Source organism: Paenibacillus sp. R14(2021), assembly GCF_019431355.1.
Lineage (GTDB): Bacteria > Bacillota > Bacilli > Paenibacillales > Paenibacillaceae > Paenibacillus_Z.
On the sequence record NZ_CP080269.1, the window covers coordinates 3,833,344 to 3,855,184 of the forward strand.

General features: G+C 56.5%; 17 protein-coding genes and 2 riboswitches. Of the genes, 7 read left to right on the plus strand and 10 right to left on the minus strand.

The genetic code is table 11. The features are described from left to right. Window positions 1–1,452: a DEAD/DEAH box helicase gene (locus KXU80_RS17830; RefSeq protein ID WP_219834563.1), complete on the minus strand. Its 1,452-nt coding sequence runs from the start codon at window positions 1,450–1,452 to the stop codon at window positions 1–3. A gap of 147 nt (window positions 1,453–1,599) precedes the next feature. Then, window positions 1,600–4,617 (minus strand): alpha-mannosidase, encoded by a 3,018-nt coding sequence (locus tag KXU80_RS17835; RefSeq protein ID WP_258171050.1) that lies wholly within the window; start codon window positions 4,615–4,617, stop codon window positions 1,600–1,602. 301 nt (window positions 4,618–4,918) lie between these two features. Here KXU80_RS17835 and KXU80_RS17840 point away from each other — a divergent pair, with 301 nt between their 5' ends. Further along, a complete protein-coding gene (locus tag KXU80_RS17840) occupies window positions 4,919–5,965 on the plus strand; it encodes a hypothetical protein (protein WP_219834564.1) in 1,047 nt (348 codons plus the stop codon). Between the two features lie 150 nt (window positions 5,966–6,115). Here the strand turns inward: KXU80_RS17840 and KXU80_RS17845 are convergent, their stop codons facing one another. The 7 genes from KXU80_RS17845 to KXU80_RS17875 form a co-directional block, all read right to left on the minus strand. Beyond that, entirely contained in the window at window positions 6,116–7,291 is a 1,176-nt protein-coding gene (locus KXU80_RS17845) for a GntR family transcriptional regulator (RefSeq protein ID WP_219834565.1), read from the minus strand. A gap of 647 nt (window positions 7,292–7,938) precedes the next feature. Then, window positions 7,939–8,409, minus strand: coding sequence for a transcription elongation factor GreA (greA, locus tag KXU80_RS17850; protein WP_219834566.1), 471 nt, complete (start codon window positions 8,407–8,409; stop codon window positions 7,939–7,941). A gap of 192 nt (window positions 8,410–8,601) precedes the next feature. Beyond that, complete coding sequence (locus tag KXU80_RS17855; protein ID WP_219834567.1) at window positions 8,602–8,865, minus strand: hypothetical protein; 264 nt, start codon at window positions 8,863–8,865, stop codon at window positions 8,602–8,604. 83 nt (window positions 8,866–8,948) lie between these two features. Next, window positions 8,949–10,010 carry a dual-specificity RNA methyltransferase RlmN gene (gene rlmN / locus KXU80_RS17860; protein WP_219834568.1) on the minus strand — a complete coding sequence of 354 codons (1,062 nt, stop codon included), beginning with the start codon at window positions 10,008–10,010 and terminating at the stop codon, window positions 8,949–8,951. A gap of 220 nt (window positions 10,011–10,230) precedes the next feature. Beyond that, the gene (locus KXU80_RS17865) at window positions 10,231–10,812 is read right to left on the minus strand and encodes a DJ-1/PfpI family protein (protein WP_219834569.1); all 582 of its coding nucleotides are present in this window, start codon (window positions 10,810–10,812) and stop codon (window positions 10,231–10,233) included. Window positions 10,813–10,881: 69 nt separating this feature from the next. Further along, window positions 10,882–10,960: riboswitch (ZMP/ZTP riboswitch) on the minus strand. A 46-nt stretch (window positions 10,961–11,006) separates the two neighbouring features. Continuing rightward, window positions 11,007–12,830 carry a diguanylate cyclase domain-containing protein gene (locus KXU80_RS17870; RefSeq protein ID WP_219834570.1) on the minus strand — a complete coding sequence of 608 codons (1,824 nt, stop codon included), beginning with the start codon at window positions 12,828–12,830 and terminating at the stop codon, window positions 11,007–11,009. A 206-nt stretch (window positions 12,831–13,036) separates the two neighbouring features. Continuing rightward, window positions 13,037–14,818, minus strand: coding sequence for a methyl-accepting chemotaxis protein (locus KXU80_RS17875; protein ID WP_219834571.1), 1,782 nt, complete (start codon window positions 14,816–14,818; stop codon window positions 13,037–13,039). A 252-nt stretch (window positions 14,819–15,070) separates the two neighbouring features. On the opposite strand from KXU80_RS17875, the gene KXU80_RS17880 reads away from it, so the two are divergent. Beyond that, window positions 15,071–15,577, plus strand: a complete 507-nt coding sequence (locus KXU80_RS17880; RefSeq protein ID WP_219834572.1) for a Crp/Fnr family transcriptional regulator — start codon at window positions 15,071–15,073, stop codon at window positions 15,575–15,577. 51 nt (window positions 15,578–15,628) lie between these two features. On the opposite strand, the gene hmpA is transcribed toward KXU80_RS17880, so the two are convergent. After that, entirely contained in the window at window positions 15,629–16,846 is a 1,218-nt protein-coding gene (gene hmpA / locus KXU80_RS17885) for an NO-inducible flavohemoprotein (protein WP_219834573.1), read from the minus strand. Between the two features lie 236 nt (window positions 16,847–17,082). Here hmpA and KXU80_RS17890 point away from each other — a divergent pair, with 236 nt between their 5' ends. The 5 genes from KXU80_RS17890 to thiM all read left to right on the plus strand — a co-directional run bounded on the left by KXU80_RS17890 (window position 17,083) and on the right by thiM (window position 21,833). Next, a complete protein-coding gene (locus tag KXU80_RS17890; RefSeq protein WP_219834574.1) occupies window positions 17,083–18,081 on the plus strand; it encodes a globin-coupled sensor protein in 999 nt (332 codons plus the stop codon). 118 nt (window positions 18,082–18,199) lie between these two features. Continuing rightward, window positions 18,200–18,303: riboswitch (TPP riboswitch) on the plus strand. An 82-nt stretch (window positions 18,304–18,385) separates the two neighbouring features. After that, window positions 18,386–19,210: an ABC transporter ATP-binding protein gene (locus tag KXU80_RS17895; protein WP_219839099.1), complete on the plus strand. Its 825-nt coding sequence runs from the start codon at window positions 18,386–18,388 to the stop codon at window positions 19,208–19,210. Further along, window positions 19,191–19,967, plus strand: a complete 777-nt coding sequence (locus KXU80_RS17900; protein WP_219834575.1) for an ABC transporter permease — start codon at window positions 19,191–19,193, stop codon at window positions 19,965–19,967. Before KXU80_RS17895 ends, KXU80_RS17900 begins: the two co-directional genes overlap by 20 nt. Beyond that, entirely contained in the window at window positions 19,964–21,019 is a 1,056-nt protein-coding gene (locus tag KXU80_RS17905; protein WP_219834576.1) for an ABC transporter substrate-binding protein, read from the plus strand. The genes KXU80_RS17900 and KXU80_RS17905 overlap by 4 nt, the downstream gene beginning before the upstream one ends. 19 nt (window positions 21,020–21,038) lie before the next feature. Further along, window positions 21,039–21,833: a hydroxyethylthiazole kinase gene (thiM, locus tag KXU80_RS17910; RefSeq protein ID WP_219834577.1), complete on the plus strand. Its 795-nt coding sequence runs from the start codon at window positions 21,039–21,041 to the stop codon at window positions 21,831–21,833. Window positions 21,834–21,841 lie beyond the last annotated feature (8 nt).

Here is a 21,841-nt window from a genome sequence, read left to right on the forward strand (position 1 = left end):
TTATTTATTCGCTTCATGCACCTTCAGCTGCTTGCCTTTGATCGTCGTCGTCTTCATCGCGTGCAGAACCAATCGGCCCTTGCCGTTCAGAATGTCCACGAACGTCACATTATCTTGAATGGAGATGATCCCGATATCCGCCGCCGTCATTCCCTCCAGCTTCGCAATCGTCCCGACGAAATCGACTGCACGCAGCTTCTTCTTCTTGCCCCCGTTAAAATACAGCTTCATAATGTCCTGACTCAGCAGCTCCCGCTTATCCAGCTTCACCGGTGAAGCTGCCTGCAGCTTGTGCTGAAACGCCTCCTGCGCCGCTGCCACGTCTTCTTCGGCTGGCGCTTCCGACCGCGGCAGTTCAAATCCGAGGTAGCGCTCGATATCCGCAAGCCGCTTCTCTTCATTAGGCGCTGCGAACGTAATGGCTTTGCCGCTTAAGCCCGCACGGCCTGTTCGGCCGATCCGGTGCACGAACTTCTCGCTGTCCATAGGCAGGTCATAGTTGATGACATGGGTGACGTTCTCGATATCGATGCCCCTTGCCGCCACATCAGTTGCCGCGAGATAGCGGAATTCATGACGCCGGAAGGCATGCATGACGCTGAACCGGTCGTCCTGCTCCATCCCGCCGTGGATTTTGTCGCACGGGTAGCCGCTGCGCCGAAGCTCGCGGTTCACCAGATCCACCGCCTCCTGCGTCGAGCAGAAGATGATGCAGCTGTCCGGGTTTTCCATGGCGGTAACGGCTTTGAGCAGCGCGATTTTACGGCTGTCATTCACGATATAGAGCTCATGCGCGATCCGCTCCACTGCAATGCTTCCGGATTCGATGGCAATATCCAGCGGATTGCGCATATAAGCATGGCAGAGCCGCTCCACGTCAGGCGGGAGCGTCGCGGAGAAGAGCAGCGTCATCCGCTCGGCCGGCAGCTCCTTAATAATCGCCTCTACCTGCTCGATAAAGCCGCGGTTTAGCATCTCATCCGCTTCGTCGATCACTAGAAAACGGAGCCGCTCCACGTCGAACGTCCCGCGCTGGATATGATCCAGCACGCGGCCCGGCGTTCCCGCAACGACGTGAACCTTCTGCTGCAGCTCGATCTTCTGACCGGCGAACGGCTGCTGCCCATAGATCGCCACCGCCTTGATGCGCTTGAAGCGGCCGATGTTAATGAGATCCTCCTTCACCTGCCCGGCCAGCTCCCGGGTCGGCGTCAGTACCAGCGCCTGCGGCCGGTTCTCCTCCCATTCGATCAGCTCGCAGATCGGAATGCCGAAAGCGGCGGTCTTACCGCTCCCCGTCTGGGCTCGAACGGTCAAATCCCGCTGCGACAGCACATGGGGAATGACCTCGCGCTGCACAGCGGTCGGCTCCTCGTAGCCGAGGCTGTCAATCGCGCGGATAATGTCGTCGCCGAGGCCGTAGGCGTGAAATGAATGCTCTTGCTTTGTCATGGTAGGCATGCTCCTTAACCGTACGTAAGTTTATGGTAACAGTATAGCCGTTTCCGCTGCCTCCCGGCAATTTGGAGCCCAGCACGAAGCGGCCCCTCCGCAGCAAATGCTGCAGCAGGGGCCGCCTCGAGTAGACGCTGCTTATAGTTAGAGGCTGACCTTCACCGTCTTAATCTCGAACGGCGAGAACTGCAAGTCGTAGCCGTTATCCGTGCCGGTAAGCGGCGCGATCTCCTGCTCCATTAGATCTGCAAGGACAGCAGAAGCATGAGCGATGTTCACGTTCAGCCGAACCGACGCATTAGCTCCCGATGTCTCATAGAGACGCACGATCAAGGCATTCTCGTCCTCCGCCTTCTTCACGGCTTCGATCATAACGCCGCGGCCTTCGAGCGCGATTGCCGAGAACCGTTCCGGCAGGACACCGGCTTCCGAGCCGCCTGCAGCGGCGACGGCCAGCGGCGTATTGAACGCATAACCGGCTTTGTAGACCTCCGCTGCGAGGAAATCTCCTTCATGCGGCAGTACCGCATAGCGGAATTGGTGCTGCGCGCGGTCGCAGGTCGGGTCCGGATACGACGGGCTGCGCAGCAAATGGATGCTGATGGTATGCCCGTTTGCGCTGTACCCGTATTTGCAGTCGTTTAAGATCGCCGCGCCGAAGTCTGGCTGCGACAGATCGATCCACTGATGCGCGCAAATTTCATCCTTCGCATAATCCCACATCGTGTTGCGGTGCGTCGGGCGCTTTAAGTGTCCGAACTGAATCTCGCAGTTGGCCGCATCCGTGTACACGTTCAGCGGGAAATTGGCGCGCAGCATTTTGCCGTCTTCCTGCCAGTCCGCTTCGGTGCTGAACACCAGCTGCTTACTGCCTGCCGTCAGCGCGATGTGCTGCGTCAGCGTAGATTTGCCGTACGCGTAGCGCTGCTCCAGGATCGCCTGCGGTCCGTCGATGCTTGCGCGGCTTTCCGTCAAGGTCATCGGCGTCGATTGCGCCGCGGCGTAGTCCTCCGGGAAATCCCAAGCGTCGCCGTTATCATGGTAGATGGACAGTACGTTCGCCGTCTCGCCCGGTGCGAGCACTTCACGCTGAAGCGTCTTGTCGTATATCGAGCTGATGCTACCGTCCGGATTGAATGTCACGCGGATGAGCTCGTTCTCAAGCAGATCATCGGCCGCTTGAAGCTCGAATGCCGGCTGCTCAGGCAGCGAGGCCATGTCCACGACTCCGTAGCCCATGGCAGGAACGTCAGCTTGCAGCCATTGGCCGCCCGTCGTACGCACCCATTCCTTGCGGTCCCATGGCAGCGAGTTGAACATCACCGCCGGATTCGCCGCGCTTGTCGTTGCAACCGCGGAAGCGGCGTCCTTATAAGCGGCCGCCGTCAGCTCGTTGACGCGGCTTAGCAGCACTTCATAGCGTGCCAGCGATTCGTCGAAGACGCGCGTGATCGATGAGCCCGGGAGAATGTCGTGGAACTGGTAGAGCAGCACTTCTTTCCAAATCGTCTCCAGCTCCTTGGCCGGATATTCGCCTTTACCCGCGGCGATGGCGAGCGATGCCGCGAATTCCAATTCGCGCAGCGCCTTCTCCAGCTTGCGGTTGAACCGCTTGTTGCGTGCTTGGCTGGTGAGCGTGCCTTGATGCTTCTCCAGGTACAGCTCGCCCTTCCATGTCTTGTAGCGCTGGCTGTTCGTATTCAGCTTGTCGAAGAAGGTAATGGCCGGCTCCTGCTTCACGGGAATTAGCCCCTGCAGATTCTTCACGCGCGCCAGCCGCTCCAGATGCTCTTCGCCTGGGCCGCCGCCGCCGTCACCGATACCGAAAACGACCAGGCAATGGTCGGATACATTCTTGTCGTAGTAGTCCCGCTCCGCCTTAATGATGGAACGCGGAAGCGCCGGACCGTTGTACGTATCCTCCGGCGGCAGATGCGTCAGCACGCTCGTGCCGTCGATGCCTTCCCAGAAGAACGTATGATGCGGATGATCGTTGTGCACGCTCCACGACAGCTTCTGCGTCATGACGTAGTCGACGCCTGACTGCTTCAGCAGCTGAGGCAAGCTTGCCGTATAGCCGAAAATATCCGGCACCCACAGCATGCGCATATCGAGGCCGAATTCTTCTTTGAAGAACCGTTTGCCGTGCAGAATCTGGCGTATGAGCGCCTCGCCGCCCGCGATGTTGGAGTCCGGCTCCACCCACATCGCGCCCTGCACTTCCCAGCGTCCTTCCGCAATGCGCTGCTTGATCTGCGCATACAGCTTCGGATGCTGCTCCTTCACCCACTGGTACAGCTGCGGCTGGCTCGCGCCAAACACGTAGTCAGGGTATTTCTCCATCATACGCAGCACGGTCGCGAAGGTCCGCGCGCCTTTACGGAATGTTTCGCGGATCGGCCACAGCCAGGCCAAGTCGATATGCGCGTGGCCAACAGCCGTTGCTGTCATCGTCGGATCGCCGCCCTGCTTGGCAAGCTCGGCCGCCAGCACCTGACGCGCCTTCGCAATAACCTCCACCGACGGATCCCGCAATAGGAGATGAACATCATAAAGTGCTTGAAGAATACGCGCCGTCCGCGCGGACTTGTCGTCGATATGCTCGGCATAATCAAGCAGCACTTCGTAATCGTAATACAGCTGGCGAGTGTCCTCATGACAGATAGCAATGTCCGCTTCCTTCACGGTTCCGCTACGGTAGAAGCCGAATAAATCATTGTTCCCGGCATCTGCCCACAAATCCACGGTCTCGCCGCCGACAGCCGACGCAAGCAGCGGGAATACGCGCTTGCCCGGCAGACCCAGCGTCAGGTCGAACTCCGAGTTCACGTTCGTCAAGCCTTGCACCGGCGTACCTTCCTCGTCAAAGATGCAGAGCTCGCCGTTTACATCGATCAGCAGCACGACTTTGCTGCCGGCCGCTTCGCGAGGCACCAGCCCTTTAAAATGAAACCAAGCGCAGTCCCACAGCTCGCCCCATTTGTCGCCGGCTTTCAATTCCAGACGCTGCCCGGATTCGCGCTCCGCGAACACGACCGGCTCCTTCGTTGCATAAGCCGTCATTTCAAGCGGTGCGAGTTTCGTGTAAATACGGGACTCGATTCCTTTCAGCGTATTGCGAAGAACGTCCAATTTAATCGGTGTGTAAGGCATATCGTTCATGCACCATCCTTTAGTCATCATGCTATAGCATAATAATATATTATATATGTATAATAGATCAATTGTTTTGCGAAAATAATAAGATGCCTTTTCTATTTCCTCATCATGTCCATCGATCAATCTTTGTCCGTCTGCGGCCGTTTATGCTGCCATGTCGATATTTCGCGTGGATTTCATTCGCATTGCCTATAGACGTTCTTGTTTCTTAAGCGCTACCATGAAGAATACATGCGTCTTCCAGTTTCTAGAGGCTCCTCTTAGGTCATGTGCGCCTTCAAACCACAACAATACGAGGTGAACCATGCAAATCAAAGCGGCTAAGCAGACTGCGATTCGATGGGTAATGGAGCATGCGAGCACGGAAATCGGCTTTCGAGGCGCTTATTTCAGCGGTTCGACGATTGGAATGTCTGATTGGGCAGAGCTTCCACCTTCTTCCGATATCGACATCGTAATCGTGACGGCAGGGGACGTAGCGCCGCCCAAGCTCGGGAAATTTCTGTACAGCGGCGTTCTGCTCGAAGTCACCTACTTGAGCAGGAGAGAGCTTGCTTCAGCGGAGGAAGTGTTGGGATCGTATCATCTGGCAGGCAGCTTCCGGATGGACACGATTATTGCCGACCCCGAGGGCTATCTGCGCAAGCTGCAAGCTGATGTTGCCCGCCATTACGCCGAAGCAGCCTGGGTTCGACGCCGTTGCAGTGATGCGCTGCTGCGCATCGAGAATGGGCTGCGCGCCATCGACGCGGATGCGCCGCTGCATGACAAGGTTACGTCATGGCTGTTCCCGACAGGCGTAACGACGCATGTCATCCTCGTTGCCGCGCTCCGCAATCCGACCGTGCGGCTGCGCTATCTTGCGGCGCGGGAAACGCTGGCGGATTATGGGCAATCCGAGCTTTACAGCGAATTCATGCGCTTGCTCGGATGTACGAACCTAACCCCCGAGCGGGCGGAGGCGCACCTTGACGAGCTAAGCTGCACCTTCGACCTTGCCGCCGCAGCCGGTAGGACGCCGTTCTTCTTCAGCTCGGACATCACACCTGCCGCGCGCTCCATCGCCATCGACGGAAGCCGCGCGCTCATTCAGGACGGCAGCCACCGCGAGGCGGTATTTTGGATAATCGCAACCTTTGCCCGCTGTCATAAAATATTAGCCGCGGACGCGCCGGGGTGGCATGCCGAACGTTTACCCGCCTTCCAAGCCGCCATCGCGGAGCTCGGCATCACGTCTACCGCGGAGCTCTTCAAGCGCGCGGAAGCCGTTACAGCGTTTCTGCCCGCACTGCGCGAAGCTGCCGAAGCCATCCTGTCGAATAATCCGGCAGTCGTTCATGGGACGGCTTAACGGCTTATCTATTCCACCTTGCCTCTCAGCCCTCCAGCAGTCGGATGACGGCATCAATTACGGCCTGTGGTCGGTCGATTTGTGAAAAAGAGAAAGAATTCCGCTAATTATTTCCTATTTTTTTGCATTCGCGGCTTACCTGTCTTAAGACTATTCCCTTGGTGCAGCCGTCGTGCCCCTAACAACCAGCATCGGCTCCAGCACGATCCGGTTGTACGCCGGCACGCTGCCCACGCCGTCCGCTTGCAAAATTGCCGCCATTAGCTCGCCGGCGCGACGGCCGATTTCGCCTTCATGCTGGTCAATGTACGTGAAGATTCCCTGCTCGTCCAGCATGCCCCGGCTTGGATTATCGAAGGTCACGACGGAGAGGTCGCCCGGCATGTTCAAGCCAGCGGCTTTGGCAACGGCGGCAATATGCAGGCCAAGCGTGCTGTTGAGCGCAATATAAGCCGTAGCCGCGCGGCTTGTGATCAATTGGACCAGCGGATGGTCGGCGTCAAGCCCGGCATCCCGCACGTCGAAATTCGTCAGCAGCAGCGCAGGGTTAATTAATGCTTCCTTCTCCTTCAAGGCGTTCATATAGCCGTTGATCCGGTCGTCGACGGATACCGCCGATAGCGGGGTGTCCGTGCAGATCGCGATATTTCTGTGGCCGAGTGACCACAGGTGGTCGACCGCGAGCTTAGCGGCAAGCGCACTGTCCGCATGAACCGTATTCGTCTCGACGCCGGGCAAATATCGGTCGATCAGCACGAACGGATAACCGTTCATTTTGAGCGTAATGATTTCTTCGTTGTACACATCCGCATCCACAGGGAAAATAATAAGCCCGTCAACGCTGTCACGCAGCTCCCGTATAAGCTCTTTCTCCCGTTCCTTGGAATTGAACGTGAACATGATGGACAGCGAGCAACCCCCGCTCTCCAGCGAATCCGTTATGCCCGCGAGCAGACGGATGGCAAAATAATCGCTGACCGAGGGGATGATAAGGCCAACCTTAGGCCGTTCTCGCCGCTTCTCCGCTTGCATAGGCTGGACAAGCTGAGCAGGCTGGGCAGACTCGAGGGCCGCTGCGGCGGCCGCAACAATCACACCCTCTGGATCGCATTTCACGTAAGTGCCGCGCCCCGGAATCCGATAAATCCACCCTTCCCGCGCCAGTTCGCTGAGCGCATTAGCGACCGTAATCCGACTGACGTCGAACTGCTCCAGAAGCTCCTTCTCCGTTGGAATTTTGTCGTCGGCAAGCAGCCGGCCCGTCCGAATTTCGTCTTTAAAGTGATTCTGAATTTGAACATACAGCGGTTCCCGATCCGAATTCAAAAGTTTCAGCCTCCCGACTCCATATATAAAAGTTATATCAAATATATCATATATTGGATAGTGAGGGAATTCGAAATCTGCAGATTTGAAGAATTGCAGATAAAAAAGGGGTAGAAGGATACAATAATAGAAGGATAGAGGGATAGAGGGAGGGGATGAACGAGGAGGCGAAAACGAAAGCCCGCTGCGGCAATAAATACGCCGCAACAGCGTTCATGCTCCGCTGCGTGCGTGGAGAGATGGGATTCCGCCCACGGTTTCTCGCGATCGACGCAAAACCAGCTTCGGCTCGGCAACTTGCATCAATGTAAGCAGGACCGGCTGATGGCGCTGTAAATTCACAAATAACAACGTAAAACCGCCTCGGCTCTCCCTAACTCGCCGCTGGCTTCATTGTGGATCCTGCAATTACGCCGCTGAAGCATCGAAAATACGGAAAAATCATCGAAAAAAGTGGGTGGATTTCGCCGGGTTACGACCAAAAAACCCAGCATTCGCGCGGGTTTGAGTTGCTTCGCGGAATGCTCTGTCATATGCCCGAAAAAGATGGAGGGCATGTCAGGTATGGCTTGAACACATACAAAAAAACCGCCGAATGAAAGATTCGGCGGTCCGCGCTTACTCCCCCACCTTCGCGGGGAGATGCATTATTTGATTTCAAGCAGCTTGTATTCGATGACGCCTACTGGGGCATTGACGCTGATCCGTGCCCCGACCCGTTTCCCAAGCAATTCCTTGCCGAGCGGGCTTTCGTACGATATTTTATTATCCTGCACGTTGGCCTCCGCCGGAGCTACGATCTGATATTCGATTTTCTCATCGAACTCGACATCGTGCAGGACGACCGAAGCGCCGATGCCAACATTGCTTTGGTCGGTAGCTTCCACGACGCGCGCAGTGGCCAGCATTTTCTCAAGCACAAGGACACGCGTTTCGAGGAACGCCTGATCCTCCTTGGCTGAATGGTATTCGCTGTTCTCCTTCAAGTCGCCGTAGCTGATCGCAAGCTTGATCCGTGCCGCCAGCTCCTTGCGTTTGACGTATTTGAGATCGTCGAGTTCCTCCTGCAATTTAGCGAACCCTTCTTTGGTCAATACCACTTCTTCGTTCTTCGACATATATCGTTACCGCTCCCGTTCCTTGTGATGCCTCTATCTTAACCCATTTCGGGCGGTTTGTCCGAGTAATCCCAACATTTACCCCATCAAAATAGTCTTAACCAAAGCGTCCTGCCCTATAAGGCCGAACAGCAAAAAGACATCTGCATCCAGATGTCTCATCATTCCTGCTAGATATGACGCTTCCTCACATTAGATATCGATCGCCACATGCGTCTTGCTGTAATGGCTCACGCCGCCGCTGCCGACCCACACCTTGCCGCCTTTCCTGAACGTAAGCAGCTTCGACGCGCCTGTCGAGAGCAGCACGGTCACCGAGGCGCCCGTACGTTTGGCTTCGTACACGAAGTACCCCGAACGGATGACGTAAGAATCCCAGTTCCGATCGAACTCCGAGCGAACCACGCGATTGGAATAGACCTGATTTTCCCGGTTCATTGCCTTTGTCTTTGCCATATCCCCGCTATCATCCCTCTCACTAATAAGTAACTAGAATATCTTATTCTGAGAGATTCAATTCGGTTTGGGCAGCTGACCGGTTACCCGGAAGCTTTCATTTGTTTACTCCGCAGCTGCCCGCAGGCTGCATCGATATCGGTTCCATGCTCCAACCGTACGCTTACGCTCACACCTTGTTTCTTGAGCGTGTCGTAGAAGCCTTTAATCGATTCCTGTTCACTTCGCTGGTATTGACTGTGTTCATCAACAGGATTGTACGGAATTAGATTCACATTGACGTTCGGCCGGCGGCCGCCGATCAGCTCTGCAAGCTCCAGCGCCTGCTCGCCGGCGTCGTTAACGCCCCGCAGCAAAATGTATTCCAGCGTTATGCGGCGCTTGTTCTTGCTGATGTAATAATCGATCGCCGCCATTAGTTTCTCGATTGGAATCGCCCGGTTGATCTTCATAATCCGCGTGCGCAGCTCGTTGTTCGGCGCATGAAGCGAGATCGCCAGGTTGACGCCTAAATTCCGGTCCGTGAATGCAATAATCTTGTCGGCCAAGCCGCTTGTTGATACCGTGATATGCTTGGCGCCGATCGCCAGCCCCTTGTGATCCTTGATTACGTCAAGGAAGTCGACGAGGTTCTCAAAATTATCGAACGGTTCGCCGATGCCCATAACAACCACATGGCTGACCCGTTCTCCTTGGCCGGCAGCATCCAAATACAGCTGCACCTTCATGATTTGCTCGGCGATTTCGCCCGCAGACAAGTCACGGCTCTTGCTGAGCAGACCGCTCGCGCAGAAGCTGCATCCGATATTGCAGCCCACCTGCGTGGTTACGCAGACGGACAAGCCAAACTTATGCCGCATCAGTACCGTTTCAATGAGATTGCCGTCCTGCAGCTTAAACAGAAACTTCACGGTCCCGTCCGAGGATTCCTGTTTGGTATGCTCGGTCATCGTCACGAACGTATAGTGCTCTGCGAGCAGCGCAAGACTTGCTGCATTCACATCGGTCATCGCTTCGAATGCCGTGACCCGCTTCCGATAGAGCCACTCCCACACCTGCAAGGCTCTAGACCCCTTGTGTCCGTTCTCCAGCATCCAACCGCTCAGCTGTTCCCGCGTCATTCCGTATATAGAAGGTTTGTTCATACCTGATCCTCTTTTCACTAACCAACGTCTCTCGTTACCTCCAATCATTTTCCCAAAATTCAAGCAGGAAAACAAGGGTGGAACACTTTTTGCCAAATGGGCGGCCCGCCGACGATAACGCCTCGTTTTTCCTATTAACGCCCATCCGCCTTCCGCAGCCCCGTCCTCCCACGGCAGAAAACCCTTGAACCGGCGGCAGTGCCGGCCCAAGGGCTTCCTTTCATCCTATGGCGGATGCGCCGGAATAATACGGGTAATGCATCTGCTCCTGCACCCGGCGGGTGAAATCTCTGTCCGTCAGCGACTCGACGACATACAGACCGAGGTCGATCGATGCCGAGACACCGCCGCCCGTAAATACGTCGCCGTCCCGCACGAAGCGTTCCTTGACGACCTCGGCGCAGTAAGGCTGAAGCAGCTCATAGGCAGAAGCGTTCGTCGTGGCCCGCTTCCCCTGCAGTAATCCCGCTGCCCCCAGCAGCAGAGCCCCTGTGCAGACAGACACCTTCATCTCCGCTTCCCGGGCCGTTCGAAGCCAGGACAGGAAGCCTTCGTCGTACTGCAATCTGCGCGTCGGCATGCCGCCGGGCACAAAGACCAAATCATAACCCGACAGATCCGGCTTTACATGCGAAATGCTGATCGACATGCCGCGGTCATCCGTTATTCGGGACTGATCCGCGCAATAATGCCAGATCATGTCCGCATCGGCGCCCAGGACCCTCATCCATGTTATCGCTTCCTGGAAACCTGAAAAATCCAGCAGCGTGAACCCGTCAAACAACACATAAGCCAGCTTCATCCTCGACACCTGCCCTCTCCATGCATCATATAGAGAAATCAAAAAAGCATCCGATTCATGAGAATCGCATACTTTTGCCCAGGCGTACGGCCGTTTGCTGCGTGCTCCCTCATGGTTATCCATGTTTACGCCAGTCACACGCAGGTTGAATTTTCTATTATTTTACATCCATTCCACTGGATATACAAGAGCTGCTATACGCAGTCTGCATAAAACCAGCAATCGTTCTTGCCCCTTGTCTTCGCCTCGTACATGGCCTGATCCGCACGCTGTAGAATAGCTGCTGCATCCCCGCCGTCCTGCGGGAAGACCGCAATGCCGATGCTCGCCGACACGTTGATTCGCTGTCCGTTTATCCGATCGAGCTGGCCCATTGCCGCAATAATAGCGCGTGCCATGCTATCTAGAAGCTGAGTATCCGCAGCCTCTTCGATCAGCACGACAAACTCGTCGCCCGCCCATCGCGCGCTTATGCCGTACGTACCGACGCAGTCCCGAAGAATAACGGCGGTCTCCTGCAGCAGGCGGTCGCCCATCTCGTGCCCCAGCGTATCGTTCACGCGCTTGAAGCCATCCAGATCCATGAAGAACACCGCGAACGGGACGTTCTCTTCCCTCCCGCGATTTACAGCCTCTTGTATGCGCTGGGAGATATATCGCCGGTTCGGCAGCCCCGTCAAATCGTCGTAATGCGCCTTGCGCTCCTCATCCGTTCGGTCGCTGAACATGAACAAATGCCCGTGGAGGAGCTGTCCGTCCTCGCTCGCGATCGGACTGACGTAGCATTCATAATAACGCGCCGCACCGCCCTCCAGCTGAAACGCGGCACGCTCCCGAAACGGTGGCAGCCGCTGCTCGAAATACGCTTCTATTCGCCTGTCCAACGTACCGTAAGAAACCCGCAGGTCCCGGCAGTAATCCGCCAGTTGCTGCCCCGCTGCAAGCGTGCGGCCGAACATGTCCGCGAACCGTTGGTTCGCGAACAGCACCCTGCCCTCTTCATCGCACATTGCAATCGCTTCGTGTCCGGACTCCAGCATCCGCTCGATGATTTTATTCTGCTCGGCAATCTTCTGCTCGGCGATCCGGCTCTGGACGAAGAGTTTCTTGAACCGGCTTTCGCTGTCGGTAACCTGATTGTAAAGCTCCGTCATTCGGTAATACATTTTGGTAAATTCATATATCATGCCCGCGAGCACGATGTTGGCGCATACGAACGTATCCATCTTAGAAATGTACCACCCCAGGCTGAACCGCTCGCCGCCGCACAGGACAATGCCGACATCCAGCAACGTTGCAAGCAGCGCCACGCATAGCCATGACGCCGTTACCGTGCTGCCTCTCGTCGACCGGAAGTAGGCGATGAGTGCCGCCAAGCTGATCAGCAGCACCGGCAGGCAGATCGCGAACAGGAAGAACGGCGTTATTCTGCCGTGGTCCATCACCACGGGCAAGCTGCGCTGAGCACGAATGACCCCCGTCGTAATAAGCGCGACAAGCAGCAAGGTGCCGCCGAACACCAGCGCCGTCCAGTTTCGCCCTTGACGCGGGCTGAAGGCCATTCCGCCGTATTTCTTCTCGATGAATACGTGCAGCAGAATGGCGATCGGGAATCCCGCATGCCAGAAGGCATAGAGATATTCCGGTACCTGCTGCTCCGCATGCCACAAGGGCGGCCGGTGCTCCAGTGTGCCCGGAAATGTGAGCAAATACGCGGTGGCCATGCCGGCCGAGTACAGGTAGCCGGCAGCGAGCACCAGAATGGACGGCGCACGGCATACCCGGAACTGGCTGTACAGCACGAATACGGTGATCAGCTCGAAGCAGATCACCGCGGCGAACAGCGCAGGCTGAAGCGTCCCGGTACGCGGGAAGCGCAAATGCGCGTACGGCGCGCCGGCCAACGTAATCGCAGCCACGATTGCGCCGATGATGAAGGCGAATCGGCGCTGAGAAGGGCTTGCTTGCAAGGTGAATAACGTATACGCCGGGGTTGCGGCGGCTTGCTGGTTGTTCATGTAAACCTCCCTGACCTTGTTCCAATACTGACATCATTCGACATAAGCATAATAAAACCTTTTCCGTAGTGATTAGAAGGAAAACGGGGAGCATCCGATCATCGCACAGCTGGCCGCGACCGGTCGTGTACGCATTTCGTTCATCCTGCCTTAACCTAATAGAAAGTGCCCGCCCCGCAAGGGCAGGCACTTTCTATTTCGTCACACTATACTTTGAAGCGCGTTACCGCCTGCTGCAGCTCGCTCGACATCAAGCTCAGCTCGTCCGCCGTATGCGATACTTTGGACATGGCATCCTGCTGGCCTTCGGCGGCGGTGGAAATTTCCCCGGCCAGCTCCGACGTTTGCCTGGACAGCTCGGCGAGCTCCGCAATGGAAGCCGAAACTTCCTCGGAGCTCGCCGACATCTGCTCGGAGACGGAATAGACATCCATCATCTGATCCGCGACCTTTTGCACCGTCTGTGACAGATGCTGGAACGTGTCGTCGGTCTGCTCGGCCACCTGCTTCATGGCGAAGACCTCGCCTAAGCCTTGGTCAATGGCGACGACGGCCGCCTGCGTCTCGTGCTGCACGCGCTCGATGAGCTCGGCAATACGCTCGGCCGACAGCTTCGACTGCTCAGCCAAATTACGAATCTCGCCCGATACGACGGCGAAGCCCCTGCCGTGCTCGCCTGCTCTTACCGCCTCGATAGAAGCGTTCAACGCAAGAAGATTCGTCTGCTTCGTTACGTTCGCGATCAAATTCGTCACTTCGCCGATTTCCACGGACATGGCGCGCAGCCGTTCGATGGCTTCGACCGTCTGCTTCACCGTGCTCATAACGCCCGTGATTTGGTTCATATTGACCTGCATCTGATCGTTGCCTTCACCAGCTCGCTGCCTGGCATCGCTCGAAGCATCCGAGGCATACCCGGCCGATTCCGCAACGCGTCCGATACCGATTGCCATTTCCTCCATGGCGCGGCTGCTTTCCTGCGTCCCCTGGTACTGCTTCGCCGAACGGTCGGACAGCTGCTCCATGGCACCGGTAATGGATGCCAGCGCATGCACGGAGTTTTGCGCGCCGGCTTGCAGCGTCTCGGAGGCTGCCGAAACTTGGCGGGATGTAGCCGCGATATGTTCAATGAGCGTGCGCAAATTACCGGTCATATGGTTGAAGTACTGGCCCAGCAGGCCGATCTCATCTCGCGAGCGGATGTTAACCTTGCCGGAGAGATCTCCGTCCGCTGCCGCTTCTGCCAGCGCGTTGATCCGTCTTAGCGGACGAAGGAAGAACCGCGTCGACCAGAAAATAATCGTAATGCCGGCAAGCGCCGCGGCAAAACCAATAATGATACTGCGGTTTAATGCTTTAGTTAACGTTTTGGTAATGGTCTCGTAGCTGAAATCCAAGCCAGCGAACGCAATCAATTCGCCTTTACGATCCTTGATCGCGCTGACAACGCTGATCCATTTGCCGAAATCGTCCTTGTAGGCCACCGTACGTCCGACGCCTTCCTTCTCCGCCTGCTCCAGCGCGGCCAGCAGCTCCGGCTGGGGCACATAAGGCTCCGCAGGCTTCTCATCCGCGTAGAGCTCGGAATTCGACAATAAATTAAGCAGCGCCGGCTCTCCCTTATCCTTGATCCACTCGGGATAGAACAGATACGCGTTCTCGATCAGGTCGGAAGCCGATGCGCGGTCCATCTCTTCTTGAACATGGATGACCTCCGGGACGGAGGTATATGCCGTGGGGTTCTTCTTAAGCTCCGTCTTCGACTTGTCGATCTCGTCCAGCTCCAGCATCAGAGGCGAATGGAACATGCTCTCCAGACCCATCAGCTCTTCCAAGACTTGTTTCTTCTGCTCCTGATAGGAGATCGTTGTAAGCAACACGCATAGAACCAAGTAACAGGTCCCTGCAATGAGTGAAATTCGGAAGGCTAAGGAGCGAAAATAGCCTACTGATGATTTGGATTTCTTGACCCGCTGAACGACTGACATGATAGCTTGAAGCACCTCCGATAATAGTTCGATCTTACTAGAAACATACCCCAATTTGGTTTTATGGTCAATTATGTAAGCGGATTTTGTCGAATAAAGCCGTATCGTGACGGATTTCGACTGATGGCGTTCATGACCGCATGACTAAACCAAAAAACCCCCGCGCCGCTTCGAACGAGCGGGTTGGAGGTTGACACGGGCAATTTGGTATACTGGATCCAGCCATGTTTCATCTGCGAAGGAGTATCTGTCATGCTGTTAAATAAAGGTGAAATTTTATTTCGTCAAGGAGAATCCGGACCGCTCTTTCATCTGCGCAGCGGCCTGCTCAAGATCGTTCGCATTCACGCGGACGGCACGCCGTTCCTCGTCAATATTATTACGCCGGACGAGATGATTCCCCATCATTCCTTGATCAGCCCTAATGCTTATTTCGGAACGGCCGTCGCGCTGGTATCTTCGGAGGTCGACGTCATTTCCTCGCCGGAATGGTATCGGCAGCTCGAGGAGGACCCCGTGCGCTGCCGGGACATTGCCCTGCTGCTGCAGGATAAGCTGCGCATGATGCAGCAGCGCATCGACCAGCTCACCCAAGTGACGCCGGCCGAGAAGCTGCTGAAGCTGCAGGCCTGGTTTCGCCATTATATCGAGCCCGCTGCATTGACCGATGTGCTGACGCAGGACGAGATCGGCCAGCTGATCGGCCTTCGCCGCGAGACGGTTAACCGGCTGCTCCGCGCGAAGCGCTCAGATGAATGACGCCCGCGCGGAGAGAGGCTGTAGCCGCCAGCCGTTTATTTTAACTTCCTGTTAATCCAATGCGCCGGCCGGTCCGAAGAACTCGAAGTGAATATCTTCGGCAGCTACGCCCCATTCCTTCAGCGCACGATTCACTGCGCGCATGAATGGCAGCGGTCCGCAGAAGTAAAATTTCGCATCCTTCGACGGCAAAATTTCCTGCAGCCACGGAAGGTCGATATAGCCCTCTTTATGGAAGGCTTCCGCCTCGCGATCCTCATCTGTCGGATTATTATAAATCCAGTAAGCCGCGTAGTTCGGGTGCTGTTCCACGATTTCCTCTACTTCTTCCTTCAGCGCATGCATGCGGCCATGCTGGGCTGCGTGGATGAACGATACTTGGCGGTCCTGTTTCGAATCCGCAAGCGTACGAAGCATGCTAACCATCGGCGTAAGACCTACGCCGCCGCTTAGGAGCACGACCGGACGCGTATCATCCTGATCGAGCGTGAAATCACCGGCAGGCGAAGAAATGTACAGCACGTCTCCTGCATGAACCGTCTCGTGCAGGTAAACCGATACACGGCCGTCCGGACGATCTTCCAAGCCGGCTTCCCGCTTGATGGACACGCGGTAGAACGGCTGGCCTGGCGTGCCGGACAAGCTGTACTGACGGATATGCGTATAATCTTCGCCCGGAATTTGAAGCTTCACGCTCAAATATTGGCCCGGTTTGAATGTCGCGATCGACCCGCCGTCCGCCGGCACGAGATAGAATGACGTTATGACTTCGCTTTCCTGAACCTTGCGCTCGACTTTGAACGCTCGGAAGCCCTCCCAGCCGCCCTCTTGTGTTTTCGCTTCTTCGTACATGTCCTTCTCGATGCCGATAAAGACATCCGAGATTACGCCGTAAGCATCTGCCCATGCGCTGATGATTTCATCGGTCGCCGCATCGCCAAGCACTTCCTTAATCGCCGCCAGCAGATTTTGGCCGACAATCGGATAATGCTCCGGCTTAACGCCGAGACTGCGATGCTTATTCGCAATCCCTTTTACGACAGGAATGATGGTTTCCAGCTTGTCAATATTGGCAGCAGCCGCGTAGACCGCATTCGCAAGCGCTGTTTGCTGTTTGCCTTGCTTTTGATTGGCATGATTGAATATATTGAGCAGTTCCGGATGGTTCTCGAACAGCATTTCGTAGAAACGCTTCGTAATGGCAACGCCGTGAACTTCCATAACAGGAACGGTGGATTTAATAATAGCGATGGTTTCTTGGCTTAACATTCTGAATTCCCCGCTTTCTTCGTGCTTGGATTTGACTACAGTATACGAGTCGAGAAGGGGGTCCGGTTGTGATTGCAATCACATCAATTAGGGAGAAACTGTGACGGGCCGCAGCTCCTTCGAGTACTTCGACAGTCCTATTAATATTTCGCCGGTTATAGAGGAAATTGGCAACTTTTGTCGAATTTAATTCCTTAAATAATTGTTATCTCACACAACAAGGGAGATTCTCAGCGATGATTCAAGTAAACGAGAAGCGCATGAAGCAGCTCAGCTACACCGGTATTACGGAACAAGAGCTGGCTTTGCTGCACAGCAAGAAGGACCTGTTCGCACAGATCACAAGCGAGGTCGTAGACCGTCTATATGATCAGGTCTGGACCATTCCCGAGCTTAGGGCCATCATAGAAGCGCACAGCACGCTCGACCGTCTCAAAGAAACACAGCGCTGGTATTTCATGTCCTTGACCTCCGGCATCATCGACGAACCGTTCATCGAACGGCGCATCATGATCGGCCACATCCATTCGCGGATCGGTCTAACAACCGACTGGTATCTCGGCACCTATATGATTTATTTGAATACGACCATCGAGATTCTGAAGCGCACCGTGCCGGACTCATGGATGAATATCGTCTTAGCGATGTCCAAATTGTTCAACTTTGATTCCCAGCTGGTGCTTGAAGCCTACGAGAAGGATGAGAAGGAGAAGGTCGAGGAGCTCGCAAACGCGCGCCAGGACACGCTCACGACGATCAGCAAGATCGTTCAAGACCTCTCCTCCATGATCGTGGAGCTCGGCAGCAGCAGCCAATCCGTCGCCGATTCGGCAAGCCATACGGCGGATATTCAGGATCAAGCCAATGTCAAAGTACGCGAGCTGCAGTCGAGAATCGGCGAAATCGACAGCATCGGATCGCTTCTTCAAGAAATCTCCGATCAGAGCCAGCTGCTCGGCATTAACGCGGCCATCGAAGCCGCTCATGCAGCAGACCATGGACGGGGCTTCGGCGTCGTTGCAAGTGAAATCCGCAAGCTGGCCTCCCACTCCAAGGAATCGCTCGTGACCGTGCGAACGAAGCTGCAGGAAATTACGAGCGTCATCGGCGAAGTCATGCAGGATGCCGAGCGGACTTCCATGCTGGCGCGCGATCAGGCCGCAAGCTCGCAAGAGCTGACCTCCTTCGTCCATATGATCGAAACCATTACGCTGGAGCTCGAAAGCATTCAATAATCGAATTCGAAGCGCATGACGGGAAACCCGCCGAGGCGCCGATCTGATTCCCGGCGCCTCGGCTGCGTCTTTAACTCCCGCCGTCTCTGTGCTATAGTAGAAAGAAATCCAATAATGTTTGATTCACTAGGGGAGTCTAATGACTGAGACGCGGCGCTGAACCGCGGACCCTTGGAACCTGATCTGGGTGATGCCAGCGTAGGGAAGTGGAGTGAAGCCCGATCTCATGTACGTCATGCGCATACACGCTGGGACCCGCCCATTTCCTTTCCGGATTTGGGGCGGGTTTTTTTGATTGGATTTTATGCGGGCTCAAGGAGATGATTGCATAACTGCCATACTGTCACTACAACATATTTCATTCGCGTTCGAGCACAGCCGTGCGGACAGCTCCCGCGTGATCTCCGAGCTGTCGATGGAGGTACGCGAAGGCGAGTTCGTCTCCGTAATCGGCGCGAGCGGCTCGGGCAAAAGCACGCTCTTCAAGCTGATCGCCGGTCTGCTTGCCCCCGTAAGCGGAGAGATCCTTCTCTACGGGCAGCAAGCGGAGCAGCGGCTCGGGCAGGTCGCATACATGCCGCAGCAGGATCTGCTGCTGCCGTGGCGAACGGTGCTGGGCAACTGCTTGCTGCCGCTGGAGCTGGCTGCCTCGAAGCATGCGGGCGGCGGGACTAAGCGCTCCCGCGCGGACGGAGCCGCCGAGGTGCGGCAGCTGCTGACGCGGCTCGGCCTGGACGGCTGCGAGAACGCCTATCCGGGCGAGCTGTCGGGCGGCATGAAGCAGCGGGTCGCCTTCCTGCGCACGCTCATGACGGGACAGCCGCTCATGCTGCTCGATGAGCCCTTCGGGGCGCTCGATGCCATGACCAAACGGGAGATGCACCGCTGGCTGCTTGACTTGTGGGGCGGGCTCAACAAGACGGTGCTGTTTATTACGCATGATCTGGAAGAGGCTCTCCTGCTGAGCGATCGGATTTACTTGATGCCCGGCGCCGGCAGCGGAGCGAAGGTGCAGGAGCTGTCTGTTGACTTGCCGCGGCCGAGGGAGTACCGCATGAATTACGAGCCTGCCTTCATTCGAATGAGGCAAGAGCTGGAGCAGCGTTTATATGCACAAACGACCGATTAGCAAGCTCACCGAGCAATACGGCCTGTTCCTGCTGCTGCTGCTCGTCCTGCTCGGCGCCTGGGAATGCTGCGTTCGGCTCGGACTCGTGCCGTTCTTCATCCTGCCCGCGCCGACCTCCATCGCACGGGCGCTCGGCGAGCATGCAGGCCTGCTGTTCGGGCAGCATCTATTCGCTACGCTCTCGGAAGTCGCCCTCGGCTTCCTGCTCTCGGTCGCCGTCGGCACGCTGCTTGCGGTCGGCATGCATATGTACCGCACACTGAACAAGGCGCTGTACCCGTTCATCGTCATCAGCCAGACGATCCCGCTTATCGCGCTCTCGCCGATCTTCATTATGTGGTTCGGCTACACGATTTGGAGCAAAATCGCCGTCGTGTTCCTAACCGCGTTCTTCCCGATCGTCGTCAGCACGTACGACGGTCTCGGCAAGGGCGATGCCGGTTACAGGGACCTGCTGCTCACCATGGGCGCAAGCCGCTGGGCGATCTTCCGCAAGGTGCATGTGCCGCTCGCGCTGCCTGCTTTCTTCTCCGGGCTCAAGCTGTCCATCGTCTACTGCGTCGTCGGCGCGACGATCGGAGAATGGCTCGGCGGCAGCAAGGGGCTTGGTTATTTCAGCCGCCGCATGTCCAGCAGCCTCCACACAGACGCGATGTTTGCTTCGGTGTTCCTGCTGTCCGCGCTCGGCATGGTTTTGTTTCTGCTTATCGTACTGCTAGAGAAAAAGATGCTTCCCAAACAAAGGAGACTCCGATGAAATCACTACCTTTATTGATACGTAAAAAATCCGCCATTCTCGTACTTCTCTCGGCAGCACTGCTCTTACTTGCCGGCTGCGGGTCATCATCCAGCGGCAATGCGCCGTCGGATACGACCAACACGCCGAACGCGGGCAATGCCGCAGACCAGCCGCTTCAGAAAGTATCGCTTATGCTCGATTGGTACCCGAACGCCGTGCACAGCTTCCTGTATGCCGCGCAGGCTAACGGCTACTTCAAGAAACAAGGGCTCGACGTCGAGATTCAAATGCCGGCCGACACCAATGATGCCTTGAAGCTTGTCGCCGCAGGCAAAATCGACCTCGCGCTCAGCTACCAGCCGCAGGTGCTTATGGCGCGCGGCGAGAACATTCCCGTGAAATCGGTCGGTGCGATCGTTCGTCATCCGCTCAACCATCTGATGGTTCCGGCGGACAGCGGCGTCCATTCGCCGAAGGATCTGTCCGGCAAGACCGTCGGCTTCTCGTCCATTCCGCTCTATGAGGCAATGGCGCGCACGATGATCAAGCAGGACGGCGGCGACCCAGACAGCGTGAAAATGGTTGACGTCGGCTATGACCTCATTCCGGCGATTTCGACCGGCAAGACGGATGCCATAATCGGCGGCTTCATTAATCACGAGCAGCTGATCCTTGACAAGGAAGGCCATGCCGTTCAATCGCTCGACCCTGCCAAATACGGCGTGCCGGATTATTACGAGCTTGTACTTGTCGCAAGCGACGACGGCCTGAAAGCGAAGAAGGACGTGTTCGCCAAGTTCATGGCGGCCGCAGCCGAAGGGCAGCAGTACGTAGAGCAGCACGGCAAAGAAGCGCTGGATGCGCTGATGGCGCATGAAGATCAGAACTCGCCGCTCGATGCCGACATTGAGACGAAGAGCCTCGCTATTCTGCTGCCGCTTATGACCGACAAGGATCAGCCTTTCGGCAGCCAGGATCCCGCATCATGGACGCGCGTGCGAACATGGCTGATCGACAACAAGCTGCTGCCGGAGACCGTGAAGGCCGAAGACGCTTATATAAATCTTTAATTCCTAAGGAGGACGAATCATGTCGTATTTAGAAAAAGTCAGAACGCAAAACCCGCTCGTGCACAATATCACCAACTGGGTGGTCACCAACTTTACCGCGAACGGCCTGCTCGCGCTTGGCGCTTCGCCGATCATGGCGTATGCGCATGAGGAAGTCGCGGACGTCGCCCGCATCTCCGGCGCCGTATCGCTGAACATGGGCACGCTTGACGAGAGCGTCGTCCAATCCATCATTCTCGCCGGCAAGTCCGCCAACGCGAGCGGCGTACCCGTTGTCTTCGACCCCGTAGGCTCGGGCGCCACGCCTTACCGGAGCGCCTCCGCGCAGCGGATTCTGCAGGAGGTGAAACTGACCGTCCTGCGGGGCAATGTCGCGGAAGTCGCCGATGTCGCCGGCGAGCGCTGGTCCATTAAGGGCGTGGACGCCGGCGAAGGCGAAGGCGACGTGACGTCCCTTGCCGTACGCGCAGCGAAGAAGCTGGGCTGCATCGTCGTCATCACCGGGAAGGATGATATCATTACCGACGGCGAGACGACGAACGTCGTGAGCAACGGGCATCCGATTCTGACCAAGGTGACGGGCACGGGCTGTCTGCTCAGCTCCGTCATCGCCGCATTCCTGGCCGTGGCCGGCAGCGCGCAGCTTGAGGCGATAACGGAAGCACTCGCGTTCTACGGCGTTGCGGCAGAGCTTGCCTATGCGACGACGGAAGGCCGGGGACCAGGCAGCTTCCAAGTGGAGCTCTTGAACCAACTGGCACTGCTCACGCCTGACCTGCTCGCGCAAAAGGCGGTCACCCGGCAGCTCGCGTAACCGCTGCC

Bases quoted from the DNA above. Each gene is read 5' to 3' on its own strand.
- KXU80_RS17830 (WP_219834563.1), bottom strand. From the start codon at position 1,452: ATGACAAAGCAAGAGCATTCATTTCACGCCTACGGCCTCGGCGACGAC.
- KXU80_RS17835 (WP_258171050.1), bottom strand. From the start codon at position 4,617: ATGAACGATATGCCTTACACACCGATTAAATTGGACGTTCTTCGCAAT.
- KXU80_RS17840 (WP_219834564.1), top strand. From the start codon at position 4,919: ATGCAAATCAAAGCGGCTAAGCAGACTGCGATTCGATGGGTAATGGAG.
- greA (WP_219834566.1), bottom strand. From the start codon at position 8,409: ATGTCGAAGAACGAAGAAGTGGTATTGACCAAAGAAGGGTTCGCTAAA.
- KXU80_RS17855 (WP_219834567.1), bottom strand. From the start codon at position 8,865: ATGGCAAAGACAAAGGCAATGAACCGGGAAAATCAGGTCTATTCCAAT.
- rlmN (WP_219834568.1), bottom strand. From the start codon at position 10,010: ATGAACAAACCTTCTATATACGGAATGACGCGGGAACAGCTGAGCGGT.
- KXU80_RS17865 (WP_219834569.1), bottom strand. From the start codon at position 10,812: ATGAAGCTGGCTTATGTGTTGTTTGACGGGTTCACGCTGCTGGATTTT.
- KXU80_RS17870 (WP_219834570.1), bottom strand. From the start codon at position 12,830: ATGAACAACCAGCAAGCCGCCGCAACCCCGGCGTATACGTTATTCACC.
- KXU80_RS17875 (WP_219834571.1), bottom strand. From the start codon at position 14,818: ATGTCAGTCGTTCAGCGGGTCAAGAAATCCAAATCATCAGTAGGCTAT.
- KXU80_RS17880 (WP_219834572.1), top strand. From the start codon at position 15,071: ATGCTGTTAAATAAAGGTGAAATTTTATTTCGTCAAGGAGAATCCGGA.
- hmpA (WP_219834573.1), bottom strand. From the start codon at position 16,846: ATGTTAAGCCAAGAAACCATCGCTATTATTAAATCCACCGTTCCTGTT.
- KXU80_RS17890 (WP_219834574.1), top strand. From the start codon at position 17,083: ATGATTCAAGTAAACGAGAAGCGCATGAAGCAGCTCAGCTACACCGGT.
- KXU80_RS17895 (WP_219839099.1), top strand. From the start codon at position 18,386: ATGCGGGCTCAAGGAGATGATTGCATAACTGCCATACTGTCACTACAA.
- KXU80_RS17900 (WP_219834575.1), top strand. From the start codon at position 19,191: ATGCACAAACGACCGATTAGCAAGCTCACCGAGCAATACGGCCTGTTC.
- KXU80_RS17905 (WP_219834576.1), top strand. From the start codon at position 19,964: ATGAAATCACTACCTTTATTGATACGTAAAAAATCCGCCATTCTCGTA.
- thiM (WP_219834577.1), top strand. From the start codon at position 21,039: ATGTCGTATTTAGAAAAAGTCAGAACGCAAAACCCGCTCGTGCACAAT.